The sequence below is a fragment of the Paenibacillus sp. J22P277 genome, from assembly GCF_059383675.1.
The window spans coordinates 104688-126834 of sequence record NZ_JBXENS010000007.1; the positions used below are offsets into that span (position 1 = coordinate 104688).

20 protein-coding genes are annotated in these 22147 nt (G+C 62.2%); 13 read left to right on the top strand and 7 right to left on the bottom strand.

From position 1 onward, the window contains the following. Positions 1-108: 108 nt before the first annotated feature. The 3 genes from AC50YL_RS24455 to AC50YL_RS24465 all read right to left on the bottom strand — a co-directional run bounded on the left by AC50YL_RS24455 (position 109) and on the right by AC50YL_RS24465 (position 2630). Positions 109-291: a twin-arginine translocase TatA/TatE family subunit gene (locus AC50YL_RS24455; protein WP_494835411.1), complete on the bottom strand. Its 183-nt coding sequence runs from the start codon at positions 289-291 to the stop codon at positions 109-111. Positions 292-371: 80 nt separating this feature from the next. Next, the gene (locus AC50YL_RS24460) at positions 372-929 is read right to left on the bottom strand and encodes a RidA family protein (RefSeq protein ID WP_494835412.1); all 558 of its coding nucleotides are present in this window, start codon (positions 927-929) and stop codon (positions 372-374) included. Between the two features lie 96 nt (positions 930-1025). Continuing rightward, complete coding sequence (locus AC50YL_RS24465; protein WP_494835414.1) at positions 1026-2630, bottom strand: flavin monoamine oxidase family protein; 1605 nt, start codon at positions 2628-2630, stop codon at positions 1026-1028. Between the two features lie 366 nt (positions 2631-2996). On the opposite strand from AC50YL_RS24465, the gene AC50YL_RS24470 reads away from it, so the two are divergent. From AC50YL_RS24470 to AC50YL_RS24505, 8 genes are all read left to right on the top strand, one after another. Beyond that, entirely contained in the window at positions 2997-3227 is a 231-nt protein-coding gene (locus AC50YL_RS24470) for a MerR family transcriptional regulator (protein ID WP_494835415.1), read from the top strand. Further along, positions 3224-3976, top strand: coding sequence for a twin-arginine translocase subunit TatC (gene tatC, locus AC50YL_RS24475; protein ID WP_494835416.1), 753 nt, complete (start codon positions 3224-3226; stop codon positions 3974-3976). Before AC50YL_RS24470 ends, tatC begins: the two co-directional genes overlap by 4 nt. 319 nt (positions 3977-4295) lie before the next feature. Then, positions 4296-5237 carry a methylenetetrahydrofolate reductase gene (locus AC50YL_RS24480; RefSeq protein WP_494835417.1) on the top strand — a complete coding sequence of 314 codons (942 nt, stop codon included), beginning with the start codon at positions 4296-4298 and terminating at the stop codon, positions 5235-5237. A 209-nt stretch (positions 5238-5446) separates the two neighbouring features. After that, the gene (locus AC50YL_RS24485) at positions 5447-7288 is read left to right on the top strand and encodes a glycosyl hydrolase (protein ID WP_494835418.1); all 1842 of its coding nucleotides are present in this window, start codon (positions 5447-5449) and stop codon (positions 7286-7288) included. Between the two features lie 334 nt (positions 7289-7622). After that, positions 7623-8714, top strand: coding sequence for a Gfo/Idh/MocA family protein (locus AC50YL_RS24490; protein WP_494835419.1), 1092 nt, complete (start codon positions 7623-7625; stop codon positions 8712-8714). 5 nt (positions 8715-8719) lie between these two features. Continuing rightward, on the top strand, positions 8720-9550 hold the full coding sequence (locus AC50YL_RS24495; protein ID WP_494835420.1) for a sugar phosphate isomerase/epimerase family protein: 831 nt from the start codon (positions 8720-8722) through the stop codon (positions 9548-9550). Between the two features lie 98 nt (positions 9551-9648). Beyond that, positions 9649-10647 carry a type I glyceraldehyde-3-phosphate dehydrogenase gene (locus tag AC50YL_RS24500; protein WP_494835421.1) on the top strand — a complete coding sequence of 333 codons (999 nt, stop codon included), beginning with the start codon at positions 9649-9651 and terminating at the stop codon, positions 10645-10647. A 201-nt stretch (positions 10648-10848) separates the two neighbouring features. Next, the gene (locus tag AC50YL_RS24505; protein WP_494835422.1) at positions 10849-12096 is read left to right on the top strand and encodes an MFS transporter; all 1248 of its coding nucleotides are present in this window, start codon (positions 10849-10851) and stop codon (positions 12094-12096) included. Positions 12097-12328: 232 nt separating this feature from the next. Here AC50YL_RS24505 and AC50YL_RS24510 read toward each other — a convergent pair whose 3' ends face one another. Continuing rightward, on the bottom strand, positions 12329-13315 hold the full coding sequence (locus AC50YL_RS24510) for a Gfo/Idh/MocA family protein (RefSeq protein WP_494835423.1): 987 nt from the start codon (positions 13313-13315) through the stop codon (positions 12329-12331). A 19-nt stretch (positions 13316-13334) separates the two neighbouring features. Further along, positions 13335-14312, bottom strand: a complete 978-nt coding sequence (locus AC50YL_RS24515) for a Gfo/Idh/MocA family protein (RefSeq protein WP_494835425.1) — start codon at positions 14310-14312, stop codon at positions 13335-13337. Positions 14313-14442: 130 nt separating this feature from the next. Here AC50YL_RS24515 and AC50YL_RS24520 point away from each other — a divergent pair, with 130 nt between their 5' ends. The 4 genes from AC50YL_RS24520 (at position 14443) to AC50YL_RS24535 (ending at position 17087) form a co-directional block, all read left to right on the top strand. Further along, positions 14443-15321, top strand: a complete 879-nt coding sequence (locus AC50YL_RS24520) for a helix-turn-helix transcriptional regulator (RefSeq protein ID WP_494835426.1) — start codon at positions 14443-14445, stop codon at positions 15319-15321. A 348-nt stretch (positions 15322-15669) separates the two neighbouring features. After that, positions 15670-16221, top strand: coding sequence for a glutathione peroxidase (locus tag AC50YL_RS24525; RefSeq protein WP_494836009.1), 552 nt, complete (start codon positions 15670-15672; stop codon positions 16219-16221). 67 nt (positions 16222-16288) lie between these two features. Next, a complete protein-coding gene (locus AC50YL_RS24530) occupies positions 16289-16519 on the top strand; it encodes a YczO family protein (protein ID WP_494835427.1) in 231 nt (76 codons plus the stop codon). 67 nt (positions 16520-16586) lie between these two features. After that, positions 16587-17087 (top strand): hypothetical protein, encoded by a 501-nt coding sequence (locus AC50YL_RS24535; protein WP_494835428.1) that lies wholly within the window; start codon positions 16587-16589, stop codon positions 17085-17087. A gap of 198 nt (positions 17088-17285) precedes the next feature. On the opposite strand, the gene AC50YL_RS24540 is transcribed toward AC50YL_RS24535, so the two are convergent. After that, positions 17286-18152 carry a helix-turn-helix domain-containing protein gene (locus AC50YL_RS24540; protein ID WP_494835429.1) on the bottom strand — a complete coding sequence of 289 codons (867 nt, stop codon included), beginning with the start codon at positions 18150-18152 and terminating at the stop codon, positions 17286-17288. Between the two features lie 137 nt (positions 18153-18289). Here AC50YL_RS24540 and AC50YL_RS24545 point away from each other — a divergent pair, with 137 nt between their 5' ends. Beyond that, a complete protein-coding gene (locus tag AC50YL_RS24545) occupies positions 18290-21025 on the top strand; it encodes an alpha-L-rhamnosidase (RefSeq protein WP_494835431.1) in 2736 nt (911 codons plus the stop codon). A 179-nt stretch (positions 21026-21204) separates the two neighbouring features. On the opposite strand, the gene AC50YL_RS24550 is transcribed toward AC50YL_RS24545, so the two are convergent. Then, positions 21205-21990 (bottom strand): SDR family oxidoreductase, encoded by a 786-nt coding sequence (locus AC50YL_RS24550; protein ID WP_494835432.1) that lies wholly within the window; start codon positions 21988-21990, stop codon positions 21205-21207. Positions 21991-22147: the final 157 nt, after the last annotated feature.

Here is a 22147-nt window from a genome sequence, read left to right on the forward strand (position 1 = left end):
AAAGCCCCGTCGTTCCCGGATGAAACCGGGAATGACGGGGCTTTTTTTCGCGCGTCTCGACGGTGCGGAGCGCCAAGCTGCCGAGGCCGCGTACCTTGCGTGCAGCGGCTACGACTTCGAATCCGTAACCTCTTCCTTGCTGTCGGAGACGAGCTCCTTGGCGGAGGACTTGAACTCGTGCAGCGTGCGGCCGACCGCCCGGCCGAGCTCGGGCAGCTTGGATGGTCCGAATATGATCAAGACGACAACCAGAATCATCATCAGACCCGGTAAGCCAATGTTTTGCAGCATGCGAATCATCTCCATTCTTATAGTAGGAATGCGGTACTCTGTACGGCGATCGCAGACATCCTGCTTATTCGCAGTGTTCGTTAATCCTGATCGTGATTGCTCGGATAGGCGGCGACGGCTTCGATCTCGATCAGCCAATCGGCGTTGACGAGGCCGGCGACGCCGACGGTGGAGCGGGCGGTCTTGGTCGGGTTATCCGTCGTATTGAAATATTTCGCGTACGCGCTGAACCAGCCGTCGAAATCGAACTTGCCGTCTTTCGCGGCGTCCGGCGCGACGTACACCCGCAGGTAGGTGACGTCCTTCATCGACAAGCCCTGATCCTTTAATTGCTTCTCGATGTTCTTCAGCACGCTGAGGCCTTGCGTTTCCGTATCGCCGTAACGCTCGTAGACCGTCTTGCCGTCCTTGTTGACGACCGACGGCGTCGTGCCGCTCGTCTCGAACGTGGCGGTGCTGCCCGGCATGGCGACGGCGCTGGCGATGGAGGAGGACGGGCTGCCGTAGAATTCCGGCTCGTTGATCGGGGCAAGCGGATATTTGCTCGGCGTAATCGCGGCGTAGACGCTCGCGGTGGCGGCGAGGCAGGAAATCACGACAACGACGCCGGCGATTTTCAATTTTCGACTCAATTTCATGGGTAATCCCTCCCGAATGGACTGGTAACAACCTGGGGCAGTGCGCCCGGAAAAGCGTGGCGAAGGCTCGAATCCGATCGATTGCCGGCGAACGGACTACTCTTTCATGACGCGCTCGTGAATATCGGTGACGACCGAGCGGGCGGAGTCGATCGCGCCGGCCATCCAGGCCGTAATGTAGCTGATGTGCTCGCCGGCGAGGTAGACGCGCCGGTCGGGCCGGCACAGCACCGGATAGTTCGTCTTGCGATCGTCGGACGAGTAGGACACCCAGCTGCCCATGTTGTACTTGATCGTTTTCCAGTTCACGGAGAAGGAGGACTCGAACTCGCTGAAGTATTGCGGATGGATTTTGCCTCCCTGCTCCAGCGCGAGCGCTTCGCGCTGCTGGAAGGTCAATGCGCCGATTTTGTCCGCGCTGGAACCCATCGCGTAATAGCCGAGCAGCACGCCCTTCTTGGCCATGTAGTTAGTCGGCGGGTAGTAGATGGAGGAGATGTCCATGTTCGTCAGCGTATTGCCGCCGAAGATGAGATCGTCCTCTTCCCAGAAGCGGCGCTTGAACTGCAGGCCGATTTTGCCGGCATTCGCGTACTTGGTGTTGTTGATCGCGTTCGTCATCTCGCCGGACAGGTCGTGCTTGATCGTCTTCAGCACGGACAGCGGGATCGTGCAGATGCAGAAATCGCCCTCGATCTGCTTCGCGTCCCCGCTCAGCAGATCCTTGTAGGAGACTTGCACCTTCTCGCCGACATGCTTGATCTCGGTGACCTCCATATTGTGCTTGATCCGGTTGCCGAGCCGTTTCTCGAACGCTTTCGGAATGGCGTCGATGCCGCCGACGGGGTGGAACATCATCATTTGCTGATCGTAGCTGTACTCGCTGCTGAAATAATTGGCGAAACCGGAGTTGATGATCGCCTTCATGTCGAACGGGTCGCGGATGACGCCGGCGTCGAGGCGCGAGCCCGGTTCATCCTTGTAGCCGCCGCGCGACGAGCCCTTGTAGAACAAGTCGGCATCGAGATTGCCCTCGGAGCGGAGATAAGCGACGACCTTGTCCTTCTCCTCCGGCGTGAGCGGCAGATCGAGACCCGGCTGGTTGACGGCCTTGGCCAGCAGCTCGCTGATATAGCCTTTGGCGTCGGCCTTGGCCGCGCGTTTCACGACCCGGGTGTTGGATAAGGCGCCGACGTTCTGATTGTAATAAAAGGCGCTGTCGTTCACGTTGTTGAACGGCTCCATCTGAATGCCGAATTCCCGGCAATATTCCATCGTGGAGTGAAACTGCGGGATGCGCATGCAGCCGGCGTTCAGGTAATGGCCGTCGTCGAAGCGCGCGACCTGCTTCTGCCCGCCGACTTCCGCCACGGTCGTCCCGCGCCGCACCGACCAATTCCGGCCGCCGGTACGGGCTCGGGCTTCGAGGATCGTGCAATCGTAGCCGGCCTTGCCGAGCTCGTAGGCGGCCGTCAAGCCGGCGAGACCGGCGCCGAGGATAATGATTTTTTTGCCGGAGCGGCCCGAGCCCTTCAGGTCCCAGCTGTTAGGGGGCGTGTATTCCGCCGCCTTCATCGTCTCCGGCGTAAACAGCCCCATCGTGCCCATGACGCTGAATACGGCGGCGGCACCGCCGATTTTGCCGACGGTCGTCAGAAATTGTCTGCGCGAGACTTCGTTTGGCGTTTCTTTCGTTTCCATGCGCTTCAGCTCCTTTTGTGGATCGTCAGTCCGACTCTGCGAGCAATGTAACACGGATTTTTTTGGCAAATCCAATCTTTTGTGAGGAAGTCTTACATAAATAAAATTTATAAGTATGATAAAAATATTCAATCACCTAACGTTAAGTAGGCAAAAAACACCAGTTTTAGTGCGTTTATGTGCTAAAGAAACGTTTCGCAACGTAAAGGACAAGCACGGACCGGGCTAACAGGCCCATTGAATATTTTCTAACGTGCTGTTATCATTTCGACCCAAGAAGGCAATTGTAAGGTTTTGTGACATGCCTTCTGTCGGGGATTCACCCGGCGACCGACTACTACACACACTAGGGGAGGCCGTTGGACGATGAATGACAAGGTGATGGGCATCGGAATCGTATGCGACTTGACTGGCTTGACGGAAAGGCAAATCCGGTATTACGAGGAGAAGCAGTTGGTATTTCCGGTTCGAACGAGCGGAGGCGTGCGCAAGTATTCGTTCGGCGACGTGGAGCGGCTGAAGGAAATCAACGGTAAGCTGCGGGACGGATTTCACACGTTCGAGCTTAGAAAAGCCGGAAGGGCGTGCGGCGAATGAGACGGAGCGACGAGACGATGACGCTCATGGGGCATCTGACCGAGCTGAGAAGCCGAATCTGGCGCATTATCGCCGTCGTCTTGGTGTCGCTGGGCGGGGGGCTGTACGTGTCCCCGAAGGTGCTGCGGTACTTGAAGAGCGTTCCCCCGGGCTCGGAGATGACGTGGAACGTGTTCTCGCCTTGGGACGGCATTCGCATGTACATGACCATCGCGCTGGCGTTCGCGCTCGCGGTATCGCTGCCGTTCATTCTGTACCAGCTGTGGGGCTTCGTGAAGAAGGGGCTTCACCCGAAGGAGCGTTCCGCGGCGCTGCGGTACGTGCCGTACAGCGTGATCTGTTTCCTGGTCGGGCTGAGCTTCGGTTATTTCGTCGTCTTCCCGATGAGCTACGCGTTCACGTCCCGCATCACCCGGAGCATGCAGCTGGTCGAAACCTACGGCGTGGCGCAGTATTTCGGTTTCATGTTCAACATCGTGCTTCCGCTCGCGATCGCCTTCGAGCTGCCGGTCGTCGTGATGTTCCTGACGAAGATCGGCGTGCTGACGCCGAAGGTGCTTCATAAGATGCGGCGTTACGCGTACCTGATCCTCGTGATCGTCGCCAGCTTGATTTCCCCGCCGGAACTGGTTTCGCATATGATGGTGTTCATCCCGCTGGTGCTGCTCTACGAGATCAGCGTCCTGCTGTCCCGTCTCGTCTACGGGCGGCGCAGAAGCGCGTCGCTCGTCGAAGCCTCGGGCGCCTAAGCCGCCGCCGCGTGCCGGACGCGCTGGCCGGCGGCTGCCTTAACGCAACGGGCCGTCCGGCCGTCCTTGACATGCATGAATCCGAACCGCTCGCAGGAGCGGTTCTTTTTCATGCCCATCGGGACCGCGGAAGGATAATGATGGACGCGGTCCCAGATCCGCGGGTCAAAATTTGCGGTTTGCCGCCGGATTGCCGTAGGATAATGGGAGAGGCGCGAAGAAATAAGAAGAGCGCGACGGCAAGAAGCTTGTTTCATTATTTTAGCGCGTTGAATATTCATAGAGCATAAGGACAAGAAGCGACTAAGGATGTGAGCATATGCTGAAAGATAAAATACGCCGCAGGGCGACGGGCATCGTCACCTACGGCATGACGCCGCCCAAGGAGACGCATGCGCCGGACAAGCTCGCCGAGATCGCGCGTAAGCAGGTCGAGCGGCTGGAAGCGGTGCGGATCGACGGGCTCATCCTGTACGACGTGCAGGAGGAGAGCGACCGCATCGAGGACGACCGTCCCTTCCCTTACCTGCAAACGGTCGACCCGACGACCTACGGCAGCGAGTATTTAAGCGGGTTAAACGTGCCCAAGATCATTTACCGCTGCGTGGGCAAATATTCGGAGCCGCAGTTGGCGGATTGGCTGGGGGCGCCCTCGGATCAAGACCGGTTCTCCGTGTTCGTGGGCGCTTCTTCCGGCAAGCAGCAGGTGACGCTCGGGTTGCCGGAAGCCTACGATTTGAGCCGGAAAATGAATCCGGCGCTCACCTACGGCGGCGTCGTCATTCCCGAACGGCATGCCATGAAGAACGACGAGCACCTGAGAATCGCGCGCAAGATCAAGAACGGCTGCAGCTTCTTCATCTCGCAGGCGACGTACGACGTCGAGGCGACGAAGAATTTCCTCTCGGACTACTACTATCACTGCATGGAGCAAGAGATCGACATGGTTCCGATCTTGATCAACCTGGCACCCTGCGGCTCCACCAAAACGTTGGCTTTCATGAAATGGCTCGGCATCAGCATCCCGAAATGGCTGGAAAACGAGCTGAAGCATTCCAACGACGTGCTGGACAAGTCCGTTCGGCTCTCGCAGAAGATTTTCGAGGAGATTTTCGATTTCGGCCTCGAGAAAGGCATCCCGCTCGGCTGCAGCGTGGAGAGCGTCTCGACGCGCAAGGTCGAGATCGACGCGTCCATCCAGCTCGTGCAGGATATCCAGGCCGCGATCGAGAAACGGCTGCGGCCGGCGTTCGCTATCTAAAGACAAGACAAGCAGCGCGAAAACCGGAAACGGCGTTCCCGCCCGAGGCCGCCGCTCTCACGAGCGGCGGCTTCTTTGGCGTTCCCGGAGGAAACCCGGCGGCGGCATGCAGGAAGACGCGCCCTTTTACAGAATCCTACCAAGTGGAAGCCGTACGAGGGACGAAGCCGCGCGGCTGCCTATTCCATGACGAACGGAGTGTCGCAAACATGAATGCGGACAAATTACTGCGGATCTCCCCCGAGTCGACCGTCGGAAGGAGCGATTCGCCGAAGCTTCTGGACTGGGGACCGGTCAGGCAATTTTCGGTTGGCTTAGAAACCGCGGGCGCGCCGGAGGGGGACCTGGCCGTCATCGCGTCGGCCGAATCCGGCAGCCCGGTGCGTATCTACGCGGGCTTTATCGCCGATAGGAAAGCGCTGTCGTTGATAGCCGAGATCCATACGGACGCAAGGGAGACGCCGATCGTCTTGTCGATCCCCTGGGATCGCATCGGCGGCGGGAATCATAACGTGCTGCTGCAGTATGCGGGGCATGCGGCGCGGTTGTACGTGGACGGCGTCTTGGCGGACGAGGATTGGCCGATGGGCGCGGTGGATCTGAGCGAGGCGACCGTGAACGTGCACGATGGCGCCGATCGCGTCACCCTGTGGAGAGAGGCGGTCGCGCCGGAGCCGGGCAGCCCGACGCTCGAAAGCCGCTACTTGGGCGAAGAGCCGGCGACGGTGCAATATTGGCGGCCGCGGGGCTTCAACACGGGCGTCGGCGACTGCATGCCGTACTTCGACGGGACCACGTTCCGGCTCTATTACCTCTACGACCGCCGCGGCCACGCCAGCAAATGGGGCTTGGGCGCGCATCAATGGGCGCAAATCTCGACGAAGGATCTCCGTTCGTGGATCCCGCATCCGATCGCGGTCGGCATTACGGAAGAAGGGGAGGGGTCGATCTGCACCGGCTCCGTCTTCCTGAAGGACGGCGTCTATTACGCGTTCTACGCGGTAAGGGCGGTCGACGGTTCTCCGGCGCGCCTCACCTATGCGGTCAGCGGGGACGGCGTTCATTTCGCGAAGACCGAGGCGGACATTCGGATCTCGGACCGGTACGCGCGCGCGTCCGTGCGCGATCCGCATGTGTTCGAGGACCGGCAGGGGAAGTATCATATGCTCGTCACGACGAGCATCGTGGACGATCCCGGCAGGCCGCAAGGCTGCCTCGTTCACCTCGTGTCGGCCAACCTGACCGAGTGGGCGGAGGTCGGACCGTTCATCGTGCCCGGCTATCACGACGAACCGGAATGCGCGGACTGCTTCGAGTGGAACGGCTGGCACTATCTCGTCTTCAGCAACGACGGGTTGGCGCGCTACCGCTACGCCCGCAGTTTGGAAGGGCCTTGGCTGCGGCCGGCGATGGACGCGTTCGACTGCGTGCAGTGGCGCGTTCCCAAGACGGCGCCGTTCCACGATGGGCGGCGGATCGCCGCGGGCTTTCTGAGCTCGCCGGACAGGTACGCGGGCGAGCTCGTCTTCCGCGAATTGGTGCAGCGGGCGGACGGTACGCTGGGGCTGGCCTTCGTGCCCGAGCTGAGGGAAGCGGCGGGCGAGACGCGGTTGCTCGGAGACTTGGACTTGGAGGACATGAACGGCTTCCTCGCGCGCGGCATGGGAGCGTTCGAGTCCGGCTGCGTTCTGTCCTTCGAGGCAATCGCGCACTACCCGAATATGTACCTGGGCTTCTCGGTATCGGATTCGGCCGAATTCGCGGACGGCTACGATGTCCGGATCGAGCCGTCGGCCGGCAAAATCGGCGTTCATCGCATCCATGCGCGCTCGCTGCAGGAAGACGAGTCGTCTTCCATCTACCGCGTGGAGGGGCTGTCGGAGAAGATTTCCGTCCTGGCCGTCGTCATGCCGGGCTGGATCGATCTGTGCGTGGGCGGCAGCCGAACGCTCATCTCGCGGATCGACGGGGCAAGCGGTCATCTCCGCTTCTTCGTGCAATTCGGCGCGGCGACGTTCGAACGAATGACCGTAAGGGCGATCGTGAGGTAGCGGGATCGTTTCGCGTCTAGGTTCTCTGCTGTAGAGGCGCCGAATCGGCAGTGCCCGGCATGGCGCATCGACCCGGAACATGCCGTTAGCGCTGCCGATTTTTTAATCCCGTTTAACGTTCGGGGCATTAAGCAGCGGTTCGCATATTGCGCGCATTACGCGCGGGGCACCGCGGTGGACCGTAGAAGCACTGTCGGGTTCGTGCATCGGCCCGGTCCTCCCTCATGGTGGCGCGGACGCGGATTCAGGTATACTTGAACGACAGACAGGTTTGCGATTCTGGCCGCCGCACCGGTGATGAGGTGCCGGGATCGTTCAAGGAGGATTGCTCTAAATGGATACCGGGAAAACGGAGGACAATCGAAATCGACGGCTGCGCATCGGCGTGCTCGGGTGCGGGCCGATCTCGCAGGCCGCGCATTTCGATGCTTGCCGGCGGGCGAACAACGCCGAGCTCTATGCGATCTGCGACGTCGCGGAGGACTTGACGGCACGGATGGCCGCCATTCACGAGCCGCGGGCCGTCTATTCCAGTTACGACGATATGCTGGCGGATTCTAACGTGGATGCCGTCATCGTGGGCATCGCGGACGCGTTTCATGTCGGCGCCGCGACGAGCGCCCTCGAAGCGGGCAAGCATGTGCTCGTCGAGAAGCCGCTCGGCACGACGATCGAAGAATGCGAAGCGCTGGCCGAGACGGTCGCCCGGACGGGGCGCATCCTGCAGGTCGGCAACATGAAGCGGTTCGATCCCGGCATCGTCGCGGCCCGCGATTTCATCCGGGAAGAGATGGGCGAGATGCTGGCGCTGAAGGCATGGTACTGCGATTCCGTCTATCGCTACGCGGTGACGGATAATATCCAGCCGATTCCGGTCCGAAGCGCCGCTTCGCGCAAGCCGGAGGGGGATCCCAAGGGCGACAAGCAGCGTTATTTCATGCTGACCCACGGCAGCCATCTGGTCGACACGGCGCGTTTTCTGGGCGGGGACATATTATCCGTGCAGGCGAGTTACGTCCGCAAATTCGAAGCGCACTGCTGGTTCGCCGCCGCTGAATTCGCAAACGGCGCCATCGGCCATCTCGACCTGACGATCCCGGTCAGGATGGACTGGCACGAAGGTTTCCAGATCTATGGCGAGCATGGCAGCGTAACGGGCACGACCTACCATCCGTGGCGGTTCAAATCCAGCGACGTCGAGCTGTTCTCGACGCGGGAGGGCGGTTCGCGCAAGCCGATCGGCGCGGATGCCCACTTCTTCAAGCTGCAGGTGGAAGGCTTCGCGAACACGATTCTGCACGGTGCGCCGCAGCGCGGGGCGAGCGTGCAGGACGGGCTTGCGGCGATGCGCGCCATGGCGGCCATCGCCGAATCGGCGCGAGACGAACGCAAAGTCCGGCTTGCGGACGTCGCGGGGAGCGTGTAACGGGCATGAGGATCGGCATTTTCGCCAAAACCTTCAAGCGCGATTCGCTGACCGAGACCTTGGACGCCGTCCGCGCGCACGGCTTCGCAAGCATGCAGTTCAACATGGCCTGCGCGGGCATGGCGTCCATGCCCGAGCGTTACGACGCGGCCGTCGCCAAGGCCGTGCGCGAGGAAGCGGCGGACAGGGGGATCGCGATCGAAGCCGTGTCGGGCACCTTCAACATGTCGCATCCCGATCCGGCGGCGCGGGCGGAAGGCTTGGCGCGGCTGGAGCATTTGGCCGCCATGTGCGCCGGGATGGGCGTCCGGATCGTGACGCTCGGGTCGGGCAGCCGCGATCCGCTCGACATGTGGAAGCCGCATCCCGACAACGGAAGCGCCGAAGCATGGCGCGATATGCGCGATTGCATGGCGCGGGCGCTGCCGATCGCGGAACGGCACGGCGTCGTGCTCGCGCTGGAGCCCGAAGCCGCGAACGTGGTCAACGATGCGAGGTCGGCCCGGAAGCTGCTCGACACGCTGCAATCGCGGCAGTTGAAAATCGTTTTCGACGCCGCCAATCTCGTCGCCGGACGCGACCGCGCTTCCTGGCCCGGGACGCTGGAGGAAGCGGCAGGCCTGCTGGCGGGGGAGATCGTGCTGGCCCATGCGAAGGACATCCGCGCCGGCGAAGGCAGCGAGCCGGCATTCGCGGCGGTCGGCCAAGGCGATCTGGATTTCGCCGGTTACCTGCGCCTGCTGCGCTCGGCCGGCTTCGACGGACCGCTCGTCATGCATGGCCTGGAGGAACGGGAAGCTGCGGGCAGTCTCGCCTTTTTACAAAATCTTCATTGATCCCGGCAACCAGGAATTGGGCCTTCGTTGGACTTCGGGCGCACAGAAGAGTACACTATACCCGTCTACAACATCTTTGCAAACGGAGGCTGAGATTAATGGGTAAAATTGCGATTTTCGGATTTGGCCGCATCGGCAGAACGCTGCTGCGCGTCGCGCTTCAGGACAAGCTTTTCGTTCCGGTATCGGTATCGGATATCAAGGACGAGGGCACGCTCGCCGCGCTGTTCGAAGTGGATTCCAACTATAAGCGTTGGCACGAGGACGTATCCGCCAAAGACGGCGCGATGGTCATCGGCGGACGAGAGATTCTCTATATTAATTCCTCGCAGGAAGTACCGGACTGGAAGGCGCTCGGCGTCGATCTGGTCGTCGATTGCACGGGCCGCGCCGTCGTTCGTTCCGTCGCGCAGGTGCATATTGACCGCGGCGCGAAGCGCGTCCTGATCAGCGGGCCGAGCAAAACCCTCGACGATTGCGACGCGGTGCTGCTGAAAGGCATCAACCTCGACAGCTTCGATCCCGACAAGCACCGCATCATCAGCATGGCCAGCTGCACGACCAACGCCCTGGCCGCCGTCGTCAAGCTGGTCAAAGAAAACTACGGCATTAAATTCGGGCTGTTCTCCACGGTCCATTCCTATACCAACACGCAATCGTTGACGGATCAGCCGATGCGCGACCGCCGGGACTCCTGGGCGGCTGCCGAGAACATCATTCCGTCCTCGTCGGGCGCGGCCAAGGCGCTTAAGTTCATTTGGCCGGACCTGCAAATCACGGGCAAAGCATACCGCATTCCGACCCGCACGGGCAGCATCGCCGAGCTGAACCTGATCACGGAGAAGCCTTGCAACGTGCAGGAAGTGAACGATATGTTCCGCGGCGCCGCCAAGGAAGGCCCGCTGAAAGGCGTGCTCGACGTGCTGGAAGGCGAATGGGCGTCCTCGCGCGTCGTCGGCGATCCGCATACGTCGATCATCGATCTGCCGCTCACGCACGTGGAAGGAGAGCTCCTGTCCGTCGCGACCTGGTACGACAACGAATGGGGCTTCGCTACGCGTCTGGCGGAGGTAGCGGCGTTCTTGGCGAACAAATAACGATGGGACGTACAGGCATTTCGTGCCGGTGACGGGGAAACTGCCGACCGGCGCCGGATCATCGAGGGCCGCTCATGCGAGCGGCTCTTTTTTGGCGTACCCGCAGCGCAGCGATTGACAAATTTGGTGAATGCATGGAATATGAAGAGGGCTCCGAGGGAACGAGGGGCTAATCTTCTTTAAAACGGGGCATACGCGCGCATGCGAAAAATAACGTTCAAGCTCAACGACGTCCTGCTGTTGATCGTCGTTTTCGGCGGATTCCTGGTTTTCGGGTTCTCGGAAAACATCAAGGGTCCGGCCATTCCCCGCATGCAGGCGGATTTCAATCTCGACGAGGGGCAGCTCGGCATGCTGCTCGCTTTGAATTCGCTCGGCTATCTGGTCGCCTGCACGTTTACGTCGGCCTTATCGCGCCGGATCGGCATCAAATGGACCGGGATCGCCGCGTTCGCGTCCATGGCGATCGCCGGCGTGCTGATGCACGCGGCGCAGGGCTATGGATTTCTCTCGGCTTCTTACTTCCTCATGTACATCGGCAACGGCATGTTGGAGATCGGGCTCGCGATCATGGCCGCCCGCATCTTCATCCGCAACACGGGGACGATGATGAACCTGGCTCATTTCTTCTACGGGCTCAGCTCCATCGTCGCGCCTTTGATCGCCGCGTCCATGATGGGCTGGCAGGTGCCCGGCGGCGGCGCGCTCGGCTGGCGGGGCATGTACCTGATCATGCTGTCGCTGGCCGTTCTGCCGATCATCCCTTCGCTGTGGGGCAAGTTTCCGGTCGAGGAAACGCACGAGGAGGGGGAACAGACCTCGTACCGCGCGCTGCTGCGCGACCCCATCGCCTGGCTGATCGTCGCGATCCTGTCGTTCGGCGTCGTCTCCGAGCTGGCGGTGGGCAGCTGGCTCGTCAATTTCCTGGAGAAGGCGTACGGCTGGAGCATGGGCGACGCCTCCGGCATGCTGTCGCTCTTCTTCCTGTTCTTCACGCTGGCGCGGCTGTTCCTCGGCCCCGTGACCGATCGGATCGGCTACACGAGGTCGGTCATGATCTTCGCCGCGTTCTCTGGCGTCTGCAGCCTGGCGGCGATCTTTATCGGCGAGCCGGGCGCGATCCTGTTCGCGATCGCGGGCGCCGGCATCGCCCCGATCTATCCGACCGTCATGGCGATGATCGCGAAGCGCTATCCCAAAGGAACGGATACGGCCATTACGTTCACGGTGACGCTCATGGGGATCGCCAGCGTCATCGGGAATCTGTTCATCGGATACGTGATCGAGTTCGTCCGCGGACTGTTCGGAGAAGGCGAAGGCGGTTCGGCCAATGGCCAGCTTATCGGCCTGCAGGCGGGCTACGAATTCATCGCCCTCATGGCGCTGCTCTGCTCGGTCTGCTGCGCGGTGCTGTACGTATTGCTGCGCAAGCGGGGCGAGGTAGTGTAAGGGTACGGACTCACTGGACGAGACGCGCAAATTGACCATGCCCTTTTAAAGGCATGGTTTTTTGTGCGGCATCCGACTTATTCCCGCTATCCCCGCCAAACTGCGCCGAGTCCGGCAAATGAAAAGCCCTGCCGCTCTCCCGGTTGGGAGGCGAAAGGGCTTTTGCTGCGGCTTAACTTCGCCGGCATCGTCATTTTATCGAGCGCGACCGCGGACAGGGCCGCCCGCTCGTTTATGCCAAACTAACCGGCTGGCCAAGCTTGGATGATTCGTAGGCGGCCAGGGCGACCTCCGCGGAACGCAGGCCGTCCTCGCCCGTAATCGGCACTGCCGCGCCGTTCAGCAAGGCACGGACGAAATCGCGGACCATCAGCTCGTCCATGTCGTCGCCCCAATAGCTCCAGGTGCCCTTGCCGTCGCCGTCGCTGTACACCTCGTTCTTCTGGGCGAGCCCGTCGATGGAGATGACGCCGTTCGTGCCGATGATCTCCATCGTCACGTCTCCCCAAGTCGGGAACGATTTCGGACGGGACCAACTCGTATCGATGACGGCGAACGCGCCCGTGTCGAACTTGACGTGGACCAGACCTGCGTCGTCGATCTCCGTCGCGCCGAAACGCGTCGCTGCGTAAGCATACACCTCGCTAGCCTTCGCGCCGAGCATCCAGTTGATCAGGTCCATGACATGCACCGTATGGTCCAGTACCGCGCCGCCGCCGGACAGCTTGCGATCGACGAACCAGCCGCCGGGATTCGATCCGCGGTTCGTGCCTTTGACCGCGACGATCTCCCCGATCTCGCCCCGGACGATGGCTGCCTTGGCTTCCGCGACGGCCGGCAAGTAGCGGCAGGGGAATGCCGTCATCAGTTGGACGCCGTTCTCCCGGCAGGCCGCGATCATGGCCTCCATCTCGGCGACGCTGATGCCGAGCGGTTTCTCGCACAGCACGTGCTTCCCGGCTTGCGCCGCGGCGATCGTCAGCTCCGCGTGACGCACGTTCTCCGCGCAGATGACGACCGCGTCCGCGTCGCTTGCCAGCAATTGCCGGTAATCGCCGAAGTACGGCACGCCGTCGCGCTCGACGAGCTGCCGCACGCGCTCGGCCGACTCGTCCGCAATGCCGACGATCTCGACCCCCGGAATGGCGCGAAGACTTGCATAGTAGCTGAACGCATGGCCGTGAGCGAAGCTGATCATGCCAATTTTAAGTTTCTTCACCGCTGCTCCTCCTCCTCGGTTATAGGGTAATGGTCCGGCCGGTGCGGATCGATTCCAGCGCGGCCAGGCTGATTCTAAGCGCTTCGCGGGCATCCGCCGCCGTGACGGCCGGCTCCGAACCGTCCCGCAGGCAAGCCAGAAAATGCGCCAGCTCCAGGTCGTACGGGCTGTGCGCGCTGACGCTTTGCGGAATCTCGACGACCGGGCCGTCCGCTTGCGAGCGTTCGGCCTTGCGAATCGACAGCGAGCCGGCTTTCGTGCTGTCCAGCCGGATCACGCCTTCCGAACCGGCGAATTCCGCCGCGTAATGAAACGGTCCGGGATAGCCCCAGAACGCCTCCAGGTTGGCGGCGGCGCCGCTCCGGAATTCCAGCGTGACCAGCGCGTAATCCATGCGGTCGTCGCGTTTGTTGAGGGCGTAGACGGATTTCGGTTCGCCCAGCGTCCAACGCACGAAATCGATATCGTGGATCATCATGTCGACGATGACGCCGCCGCTTTTGTCCGCGTCGCCGAACCAGCTTTTCGCTTCGGCCGGGTGGCCGCCGCCGCGCTTCGCGTGGACGACGCCCGGGACGCCGATCCGGCCGTCCGCGAGCTGCCGGCGAAGCTGCTCGTATTCCGGGAAGAAACGCACGACATGTCCGACGAACAGCGACACGCCCGCTGCCCGGCAGGCCTCGATCATCTCATCCGCGTCCTCCAGCGCGAGGGCGATCGGCTTCTCGCAGATGACATGCTTGCCCGCGGCCGCCGCCTTGAGCGCGTATTCCTTATGCAGATGGCTCGGCAGCGCGATGCTGACCGCCTCGGGGTCCGTTTCCTCCAGCAGCCGTTCGAACGACTGGTACGGGCGCGCGCCCGTTTGCGCCGCCAGCTCGCCGGCAGCCGTCCCGTCGATGTCGCAGACCCCGACGAGCTCCGCGCCGGCCATTCGGGCGTAGCTTTCCGCATGCACGCGGCCCATGCCGCCGCAGCCCACTACCGCAACTTTCATATCGGATTCGCTCCTTGTTCTGAGGTATAATGCTCATGAATCATCATAGTACGAGGCACCGCCGCCAACAATCACGATTTTTGGCGAGTTTGTATCCAATCCTACACGAACGGCAAGGAGGAAATCCCCGGTGGAGCAATTCCAAGAGCCGATTCAATATCAGAACCCGCAGCTGTGCATCAAAGCCTGGCAGTTCGAAGACGACGCCAACCCCGCGCCGGCCGGAAGGCGGTGGCATTACCACAAGGAAGTCGAGCTGATCCTGGTGCTCCAAGGCGCCATGGGCGTGCACACGGCCGGCGCGGTCTACGCGCTTCGCCCAGGCGATATCGCCATCGTCGGCTCCTCGCAGCTGCATCTCAGCCATAAGACGTCGGAGGAGCACTTGGTCTACATCGTGCTTCACGTCGATTTGCAGCGTTATTTCGACCCGGCGATGATGATGTATTACCGGCATTTCTCCGAGCTCGTGCGGCCGCTGGAGGAGCTGAACTATATTTTTCGGGAAAGCGGCGAAGCCAGGCTGGAGACGGCCGCCATTATTTTCGATATCCACAAGGAGATGATGGAGAAGCGCAAAGGCTACGAGATCGCGGCCAGCATGCGCATCAAGCAGCTGCTCCTGACCCTGCTGCGCCACGACCGGCGGGAGCTGCTGCAAGGCTACGCGTACGTCGACGACGCGACGATGCGGCCGGTTCTCGATTACGTGGACGAGCATTTGGCCCAGCGCATCGATATGGACGAGGTCAGCCGGATCGCCCGGATGAGCTACAGCGCCTTCTCCAAGTATTTCAAGCGATCGATCGGCGTATCCTTCGTCGATTACGTCAACCGCCAGCGCATTCGCAAGGCGGAGCATCTGCTCGTCACGCGGCCCGCCAGCGTCGCCGATATCGCGGCTGACGTCGGCTTCGCCAATATGGCGCATTTCTACGAGCTGTTCAAGCGCTACAGCGGCTGCACGCCGAAGCAATACGCGCACCGGCTGCTGCAGCGCGAAGAATAAGGGTGGAGCGCTTGGCAAAGCGAAGTCGTTCGTGCAGAGCGAGCCGCAACATGGTCAAGCGCGGCTTTGCGTGCCGACCGACCGGCCGCGATGCTTTTCCAGCCGCATTGGGCGTTGGCTATGCGTGCCGACCGAACGACCGCCAGGGCTGACCGAGTCGACCGAATGGTCTCCCGCGCAGACCCGGCAGCCGCGCAACCGCCCCGTACCGCGCACGCGGAACAGCCGCTCTTCGCAGCGGGCTTATTGCCATTCCATATAGCCGATATTTCATAATCCTATTGGACCGGCCGCGTCTCCCGTCTTATGATGGAGGCACATTCGATGGGAGAAAGAAGGTTGGCTGGCATGCCGATATACGATTTTACCGTTCAAGGCATAGACGGGGAGCCGATTCCGTTGGCGGCGTATCGCGGACGGGTGCTCCTGATCGTCAACACGGCCAGCCGGTGCGGTTACGCCCGGCAAATGGCGGGCCTGCAGCAGTTGTATGACGCTTATCGCGAACAGGGCTTCGATATGCTGGGTTTCCCGTGCAATCAGTTCAACGCGAAGGAGCCGGACGACGGCGAGGCGATCCGGACGTATTGCGAAGCGTCGTTCGGCGCGTCGTTTCCGCTGGCCGCGAAGGTCGACGTCGTCGGCGAACGGGCGCATCCGCTGTTTGCGTACTTGACCGGCCGAGCGCCGTTCCAAGGCTTCGACCTCGCCGACGAGAACGGCCGCTGGATGCGTGATTTCCTGCAGGCGAAGCATCCGGATTTGTATGCGGGGGACGGCATCAAGTGGAACTTCACCAAGTTCCTGGTCGGCCGGGACGGCACGATCGCGGACCGGTTCGAGACGCCGGAGGAGCCGGATCGCCTCCGGCCCGTCATCGAATCGCTGCTGCGCGCCTAGCGCCGTTTGTTTGACGATCCTCCGAAAAAGGTAATGAAGGGTACGACGAACTTACGGGGTGATGGAAATGAACGCATTCGAACGCAGCGCCGACGGCCGCCGGACGCAGCAGGGCAAGCGGGACAATCCGGAAGGCGTGCCGACCGACGAGGAGAGCCTGTTCGACCGGTTCGCGAGCGAACGGACGGTCGATCCCATACCGGTCGAGGATCAGACCATCGAACAGCGGGACGAGAAGAGCAAGGACGAGACGAAACGCGACTCCTCGAGCGAACGTAAATACCGTACGGGGATCTAGCGCTTGCTCCCCTCCGGCCGCCGCCGGACAACGGCGGGAAGAGTCGCATAGAAGGGTGGGGCTTGCCATGCTGCCTCGATCGATGCAGGAGCTGGAGCAAATCCGCAAGTCGTGCAAGAAACTGGTAACGAGGCGCGCGATGCTGTCGGGGACGGCGGCGATGGTGCCGATTCCGGGAACGGACATGCTGGCGGACGTCGGCATGCTGATGAGCCTGATTCCGGACATCAACCGGCGCTTCGGGCTTTCGGAAGCGCAGCTGGCCGAGCTGGACACGCAGCGCAAGGCGGTGGTCTACGGCATGATCACGTCGGTCGGCAGCCAGCTGATCGGCCATGCCGTCACGCGCAGGCTGGTCTTCGCGCTGGTGAAGAAAGCGGCCGCGCGCTTCGCGGTGAAAGGAACGACCAAATTCGTGCCCGTTATCGGCACGGCCGTGGCCGGCGCCTTAAGCTTCGGCGCCATGAAGTACGTCGGCAATTCGCATGTCGACGATTGCTACCGGGTCGCGAAGCGGATCCTGGAAGAACGGCTTGACGCGGAGCGGCCGCAGCTCGTTTCTTCGTAATGGATTTGGAAAATTGTGCAGTTAACGCAATAGAAGCCTCTCCGGCATCGTGCCGGGGAGGCTTCTTGCATGTGCGCATGTGCGTTTGTTTACTCGATGGCGACGGATTGCGCCGAGCTGTCGCTCATGGAAGCGATCGGCGGTGCGAATCGGACGATACGACCTCCGTTTTCGCCAAGCCGCGCTTCCGCAGGCCATTCAAAAAGCATCGCCCTGTCGGTAAACGCTCGGCGTGACGCCGTTCTTCCGCTTGAACAGTCCGTTGAAGTAGGCGATGTCCAGATAACCGACCGCGGAAGCGATATCGCTGATTTTGCGGTCGGTGGTGCGGAGGAGCCGGCAGGCCTCGCTGATGCGGACGTTCTGATGGTAGGTTTTGTAGGACATGCCGGTCTGCTTCGCGAACAACCGGTGGAATTGACGCTCGCCGATTCCGGCCAGGGCGGCCATCCGTCTGGCGGGCAGGTCCTGATCAAAGCGGCTGTGGATCGTTTCGATGACCGTCTCGAGGCCTGCGGGCAGCATGGCCGAAGCGGGGGGAGTGCCATGGCGGCCGTCCAGCCGGAACAGATAGAGCAGCAGCCCCAATACGCCTTGGTGCAGCGCCGCCTCGCGGGCGGGCTGGTCCGAGAGATACTCGTAATGCAGGCGCTGGAACAACCGGTGGAATTCGCCGTGCGGGTCCCGGTACCTGCGGTAGTGGGCCGCCTCCAGGAAAGGCAGCAGCGCTTCCCCGCCGGGTACGGCCTCCGCGAGACGGCGAGCGGCCTCCGGCGCGATAACGCAATTGTACACGATCAGCGGATGCTTGGGGGAAGCGTTCGACGGCCGGAACACGTGCGACACCCCGACGGGCAGGAGGAAAATATCGCCGTGCGCGACCGGGAACGCTTCCTCGCCGAGATGATGCGTGCCGGCCCCTTCGCTGACGTAGCTGATTTCCACAAAATCGTGGCGGTGCTCCGTCAGCTGGTACGTCTCGACCGCGCGGTTGACATAGATCGGCAGCGCGGGATCGAAGAAGTCTTTGCCGTGCATTTGCGCGATCGGGCGTTGGATGGGCATCGTTGGGCACCTCTTCATGATATGTCTTATTTGCCAACGGCAAAGGTCGCATTCGCCTGCAATATTCGATGTGGTTCCATCTTATACTGGATCTAGGAAGCCTTCAAGCGACGAATAGAATGGAGCGTGGGCAATCAATGGGATTGATAGTGAAATCGCTTACTTGCGAGTATCGCGCAGGCGTGCTGGGAACGGACGTCAAGGCGCCGCGGTTAGGATGGAAGCTGCAGTCGGCCGATCGGGGAACGGTGCAGGAAGCCTACCGGGTACAGGCGGCCAAGGCGGACGGAAGCTTCGACGATCCGATTTGGGATACGGGCAAAATTCTCTCGGATGCGTCGATACAGGTGGTGTACGCCGGTCCGGAGCTGCAATCGCGGACACGTTATCAGGCGCGGGTCAAAGCATGGGACCGGTCCGGGCGCGAATCGGAATGGAGCGAACCCGTCTGGTGGGAAACGTCGTTCTTCTCGCCGGACGAATGGCGGGCGGAGTGGATCTCCCCCGACGCGGCGGCGATCGATTCGCAGGCGAAGCCGGCTTTTCTGCTCGCCAAGCGGTTCGCGGTCAAGCCGGACGTCGCGTCCGCGCGCATCTATGCGACGGCCGCCGGCGTGTACGAGCTGTACTTGAACGGGAAGCGGGTCGGGGACGAATTGCTGGCGCCGGGCTGGACCAGCTATCGCAAACGGCAGCAATATCAAACCTATGACGTGACGGACATGCTGGCGGGAGACGGGGCGAACGCCATCGGCGCGATGCTCGGCAACGGCTGGTACAAGGGGCGGCTCGGCTGGGAAGCGAACCGCATCAATCTCTACGGCGACCGCCGGGCGCTGCTGCTGCAGCTGCATATCGCCTATGCCGACGGCACGGAGGAGATCGTGTGCAGCGATGCTACGTGGAAATCGTCCGAAGGCGCGATCCGGCTGGCGGATCTCTACGACGGCGAGACGTACGACGCGAATCTGGAGCAGGAAGGCTGGAGCGAGCCGGGATTCGACGATTCGGGCTGGAGCGGGACGGAAACCGTCGGCCTGCCGGTGAACCATTTGGCGGCTCAGGAGCATCAACCGATTCGCGTGACGGAAATCATCAAGCCGCAAAGCTTGATCCGCACGCCGAAGGGCGAGATCGTGCTCGACATGGGGCAGAACATGGTCGGGCGCATCCGAATGACGCTGGACGTGCCGACGGGAACGGCGATCACGCTTCGCCATGCGGAAGTGCTGGACAAGGAGGGCAATTTCTACGTCGGCAATTTGCGGACCGCCAAGCAAACGATCGTCTATACGGCCAAGGGAATCGCAGGCGAGAGCTACGCGCCGACGTTCACGTTCATGGGCTTCCGGTACGTGCGGATCGAAGGCGTTCCGGAGCAGCAGGAAGGCGGCCTGCTCGAGGCCGTCACGGGCGAAGTCCTTCACACCGACATGGCGCTGACCGGCGAATTCGACAGCTCGAGCGACATGATCAATCAGCTGCAGCGCAATATCGGGTGGGGGCAGCGGGGCAACTTCGTCGACGTGCCGACGGACTGTCCGCAGCGCGACGAGCGTCTCGGCTGGACGGGCGATGCGCAGGTATTCGTCCGGACCGCCGCGTTCAACTACGACGTGGCGTCCTTTTTCGCGAAGTGGCTGCGCGACCTGAAGGCGGACCAGAACCCGAACGGCAGCGTGCCGTTCGTCATCCCGAACGCGCTGCACGAATCCGCGACCCCGCCGCCGCAGGAGAACATTCCGACGTCCGCGGCTTGGGGCGACGCCGCCGTCATCTGCCCGTGGACGATCTACCTCTGTTACGGGGATGTCCGTCTGCTGGAGGAGCAATACGAGAGCATGTGCGCGTGGGTGGCCTATATTCGCGGGCAGGGCGAGAACGAGTACCTGTGGAACACCGGGTTTCATTTCGGCGACTGGCTTGGGCTCGATGCCAAGGAAAACAGCTACGTCGGCGCGACGCCGCGCGATCTGATCGCCACGGCCTACTACGCGTACTCGACGCGGTTGGTCCGCGATACGGCCGTCGTGCTCGGCAAAGCGGCGGACGTCCGCGCGTACGGCGAGCTGCACGACCGGATCAAAGCGGAGTTCCGGCGCGAGTTCCTGACGCCGAACGGCCGGCTGGCCGCGCCGACGCAGACGGCGCACGCGCTCGCGCTCATGTTCGGGCTCGTCGAAGGCGACGACAAGAAGCGGGTCGCCAGGGAGCTGAACGAGCTGGTCGCGCAGAACGATTACCACCTGACGACGGGCTTCGTCGGCACGCCGTACCTCTGCTTCGCGCTGTCGGACAACGGCTACCACGCCACCGCCGTGAAGCTGCTCATGCAGGAAAGTTATCCGTCCTGGCTCTATTCCGTCTCCAAAGGCGCGACGACGATCTGGGAGCACTGGGACGGGATTAAGCCGGACGGCTCGTTCTGGAGCGACGACATGAATTCGTACAATCATTACGCGTACGGCGCGATCGGCGAGTGGATGTACCGTTACGTGGCCGGACTCGACATGGACGAATCGTTCGCCGCGTACAAAAAAATCCGCATCCGGCCGCGCTTTGCCGAAGGCGCGCTCACGCATGCGCGCGCGGCATTGGAGTCCCCGTACGGCCGCATCGAATCCGGCTGGACGCAGGAGGCCGGCGAGACGGTGCTGCGTCTGACGATCCCGGCGAATGCAACGGCCGAGGTGGTGCTGGACGGCGTGACGCTGGCAGAATTAACGGAAGGCGGAGCCGATGCATCGGAGGCGGATGGCGTTTTCGCGGCCGCGGAGACCGGTACGGGCGTGAGCTTGACCGTGGGATCCGGCACGTACGCGTTCATCTACGCCGTCAAGCAGGATGCGCAGAAGGAGCATGCGCTCGTATAGCGCATCATCGACTTGTGAAACCAGCCTCGAAACGCCCGGTACAGCGGCGGTTCGGGGCTGGTTTTGTTCGGGGACGGGATGGCACCCGGTGCTATGCATCGACGTAACAGCACACGGCAAACAAACGAAAAGGGGCCGGCACCGACAGGCGCCAGCCCCTTTTTCGAATCGCCAAACGCCTACACCCCGCGCACCAAGCCGCCGTCGACCATCAGGCTTTGCCCGGTCACGTAGCTATTCGCGGGCGATGCCAGGAACGCGACGTAACGGGCGAACTCCGCCGGGTCGCCGTAACGTCCCACGCCGATTTCGCGCTCGGACTTCGCGCGCTGTTCCTCGTACGGGACGCCCGTCGCGGCGGCGCGGGATTCGTCCATCGACCGGACGCGGTCCGTCGCGAAGCGGCCGGGCGCGGCAGTGTTGATCAAAATGTTGCGCGGCGCCAGCTCGTCGGCGAGCGTCTTGATCAAGCCCTGCACGCCGAGCCGCAGCGCGTTGCTGAGCACGAGGCCCGGGATCGGTTGCTTGATCGACGTCGAGGAGACGTAGACGATGCGGCCGCCATCCGCCGTGAAATGCGGCAGCGACTGCCGGATGAGCCGAATGACGCTCATCATGTTCAGCTGGAACGCGGACTCCCATTGCTCGTCCGTGATCGCGGCGAACGATCCCGCGGGCGGTCCCCCGGCATTGCATACGAGGCCGTCGATCCGGCCGTACCGCTCGACGCTGGCCGAGACGAGCGACGCGATATCCGCCGCCGAGGAGACGTCTGCCCGCACGGCCAGCACGTCCCCGCCGGTCGCCGACCGGATGTCGGCGGCCGCGCCCTCGATCGTCTCCGCATGGCGGCCGCAGATGACCACGTTCGCCCCCTCCTGCGAGAGCCGCAGCGCGGCTGCTTTCCCCAGACCTTTGCTGGCGGCCGTCACGATGACGGTTCGCCCCTTCAGTTCCAAATCCATGGCATGTTCCTCCTTGTTCGCGCAAGCGAGTCCGATTAGCGCCGATCGTATGGGCTAGACGATATGCTCCTGAACGATGACGCAATCGGCGGTTACTTACAGCATGCAATATTCGAACCGCCTTGTCGAGTCCGGCGCGGCCGGGCTGCCTCGCGGA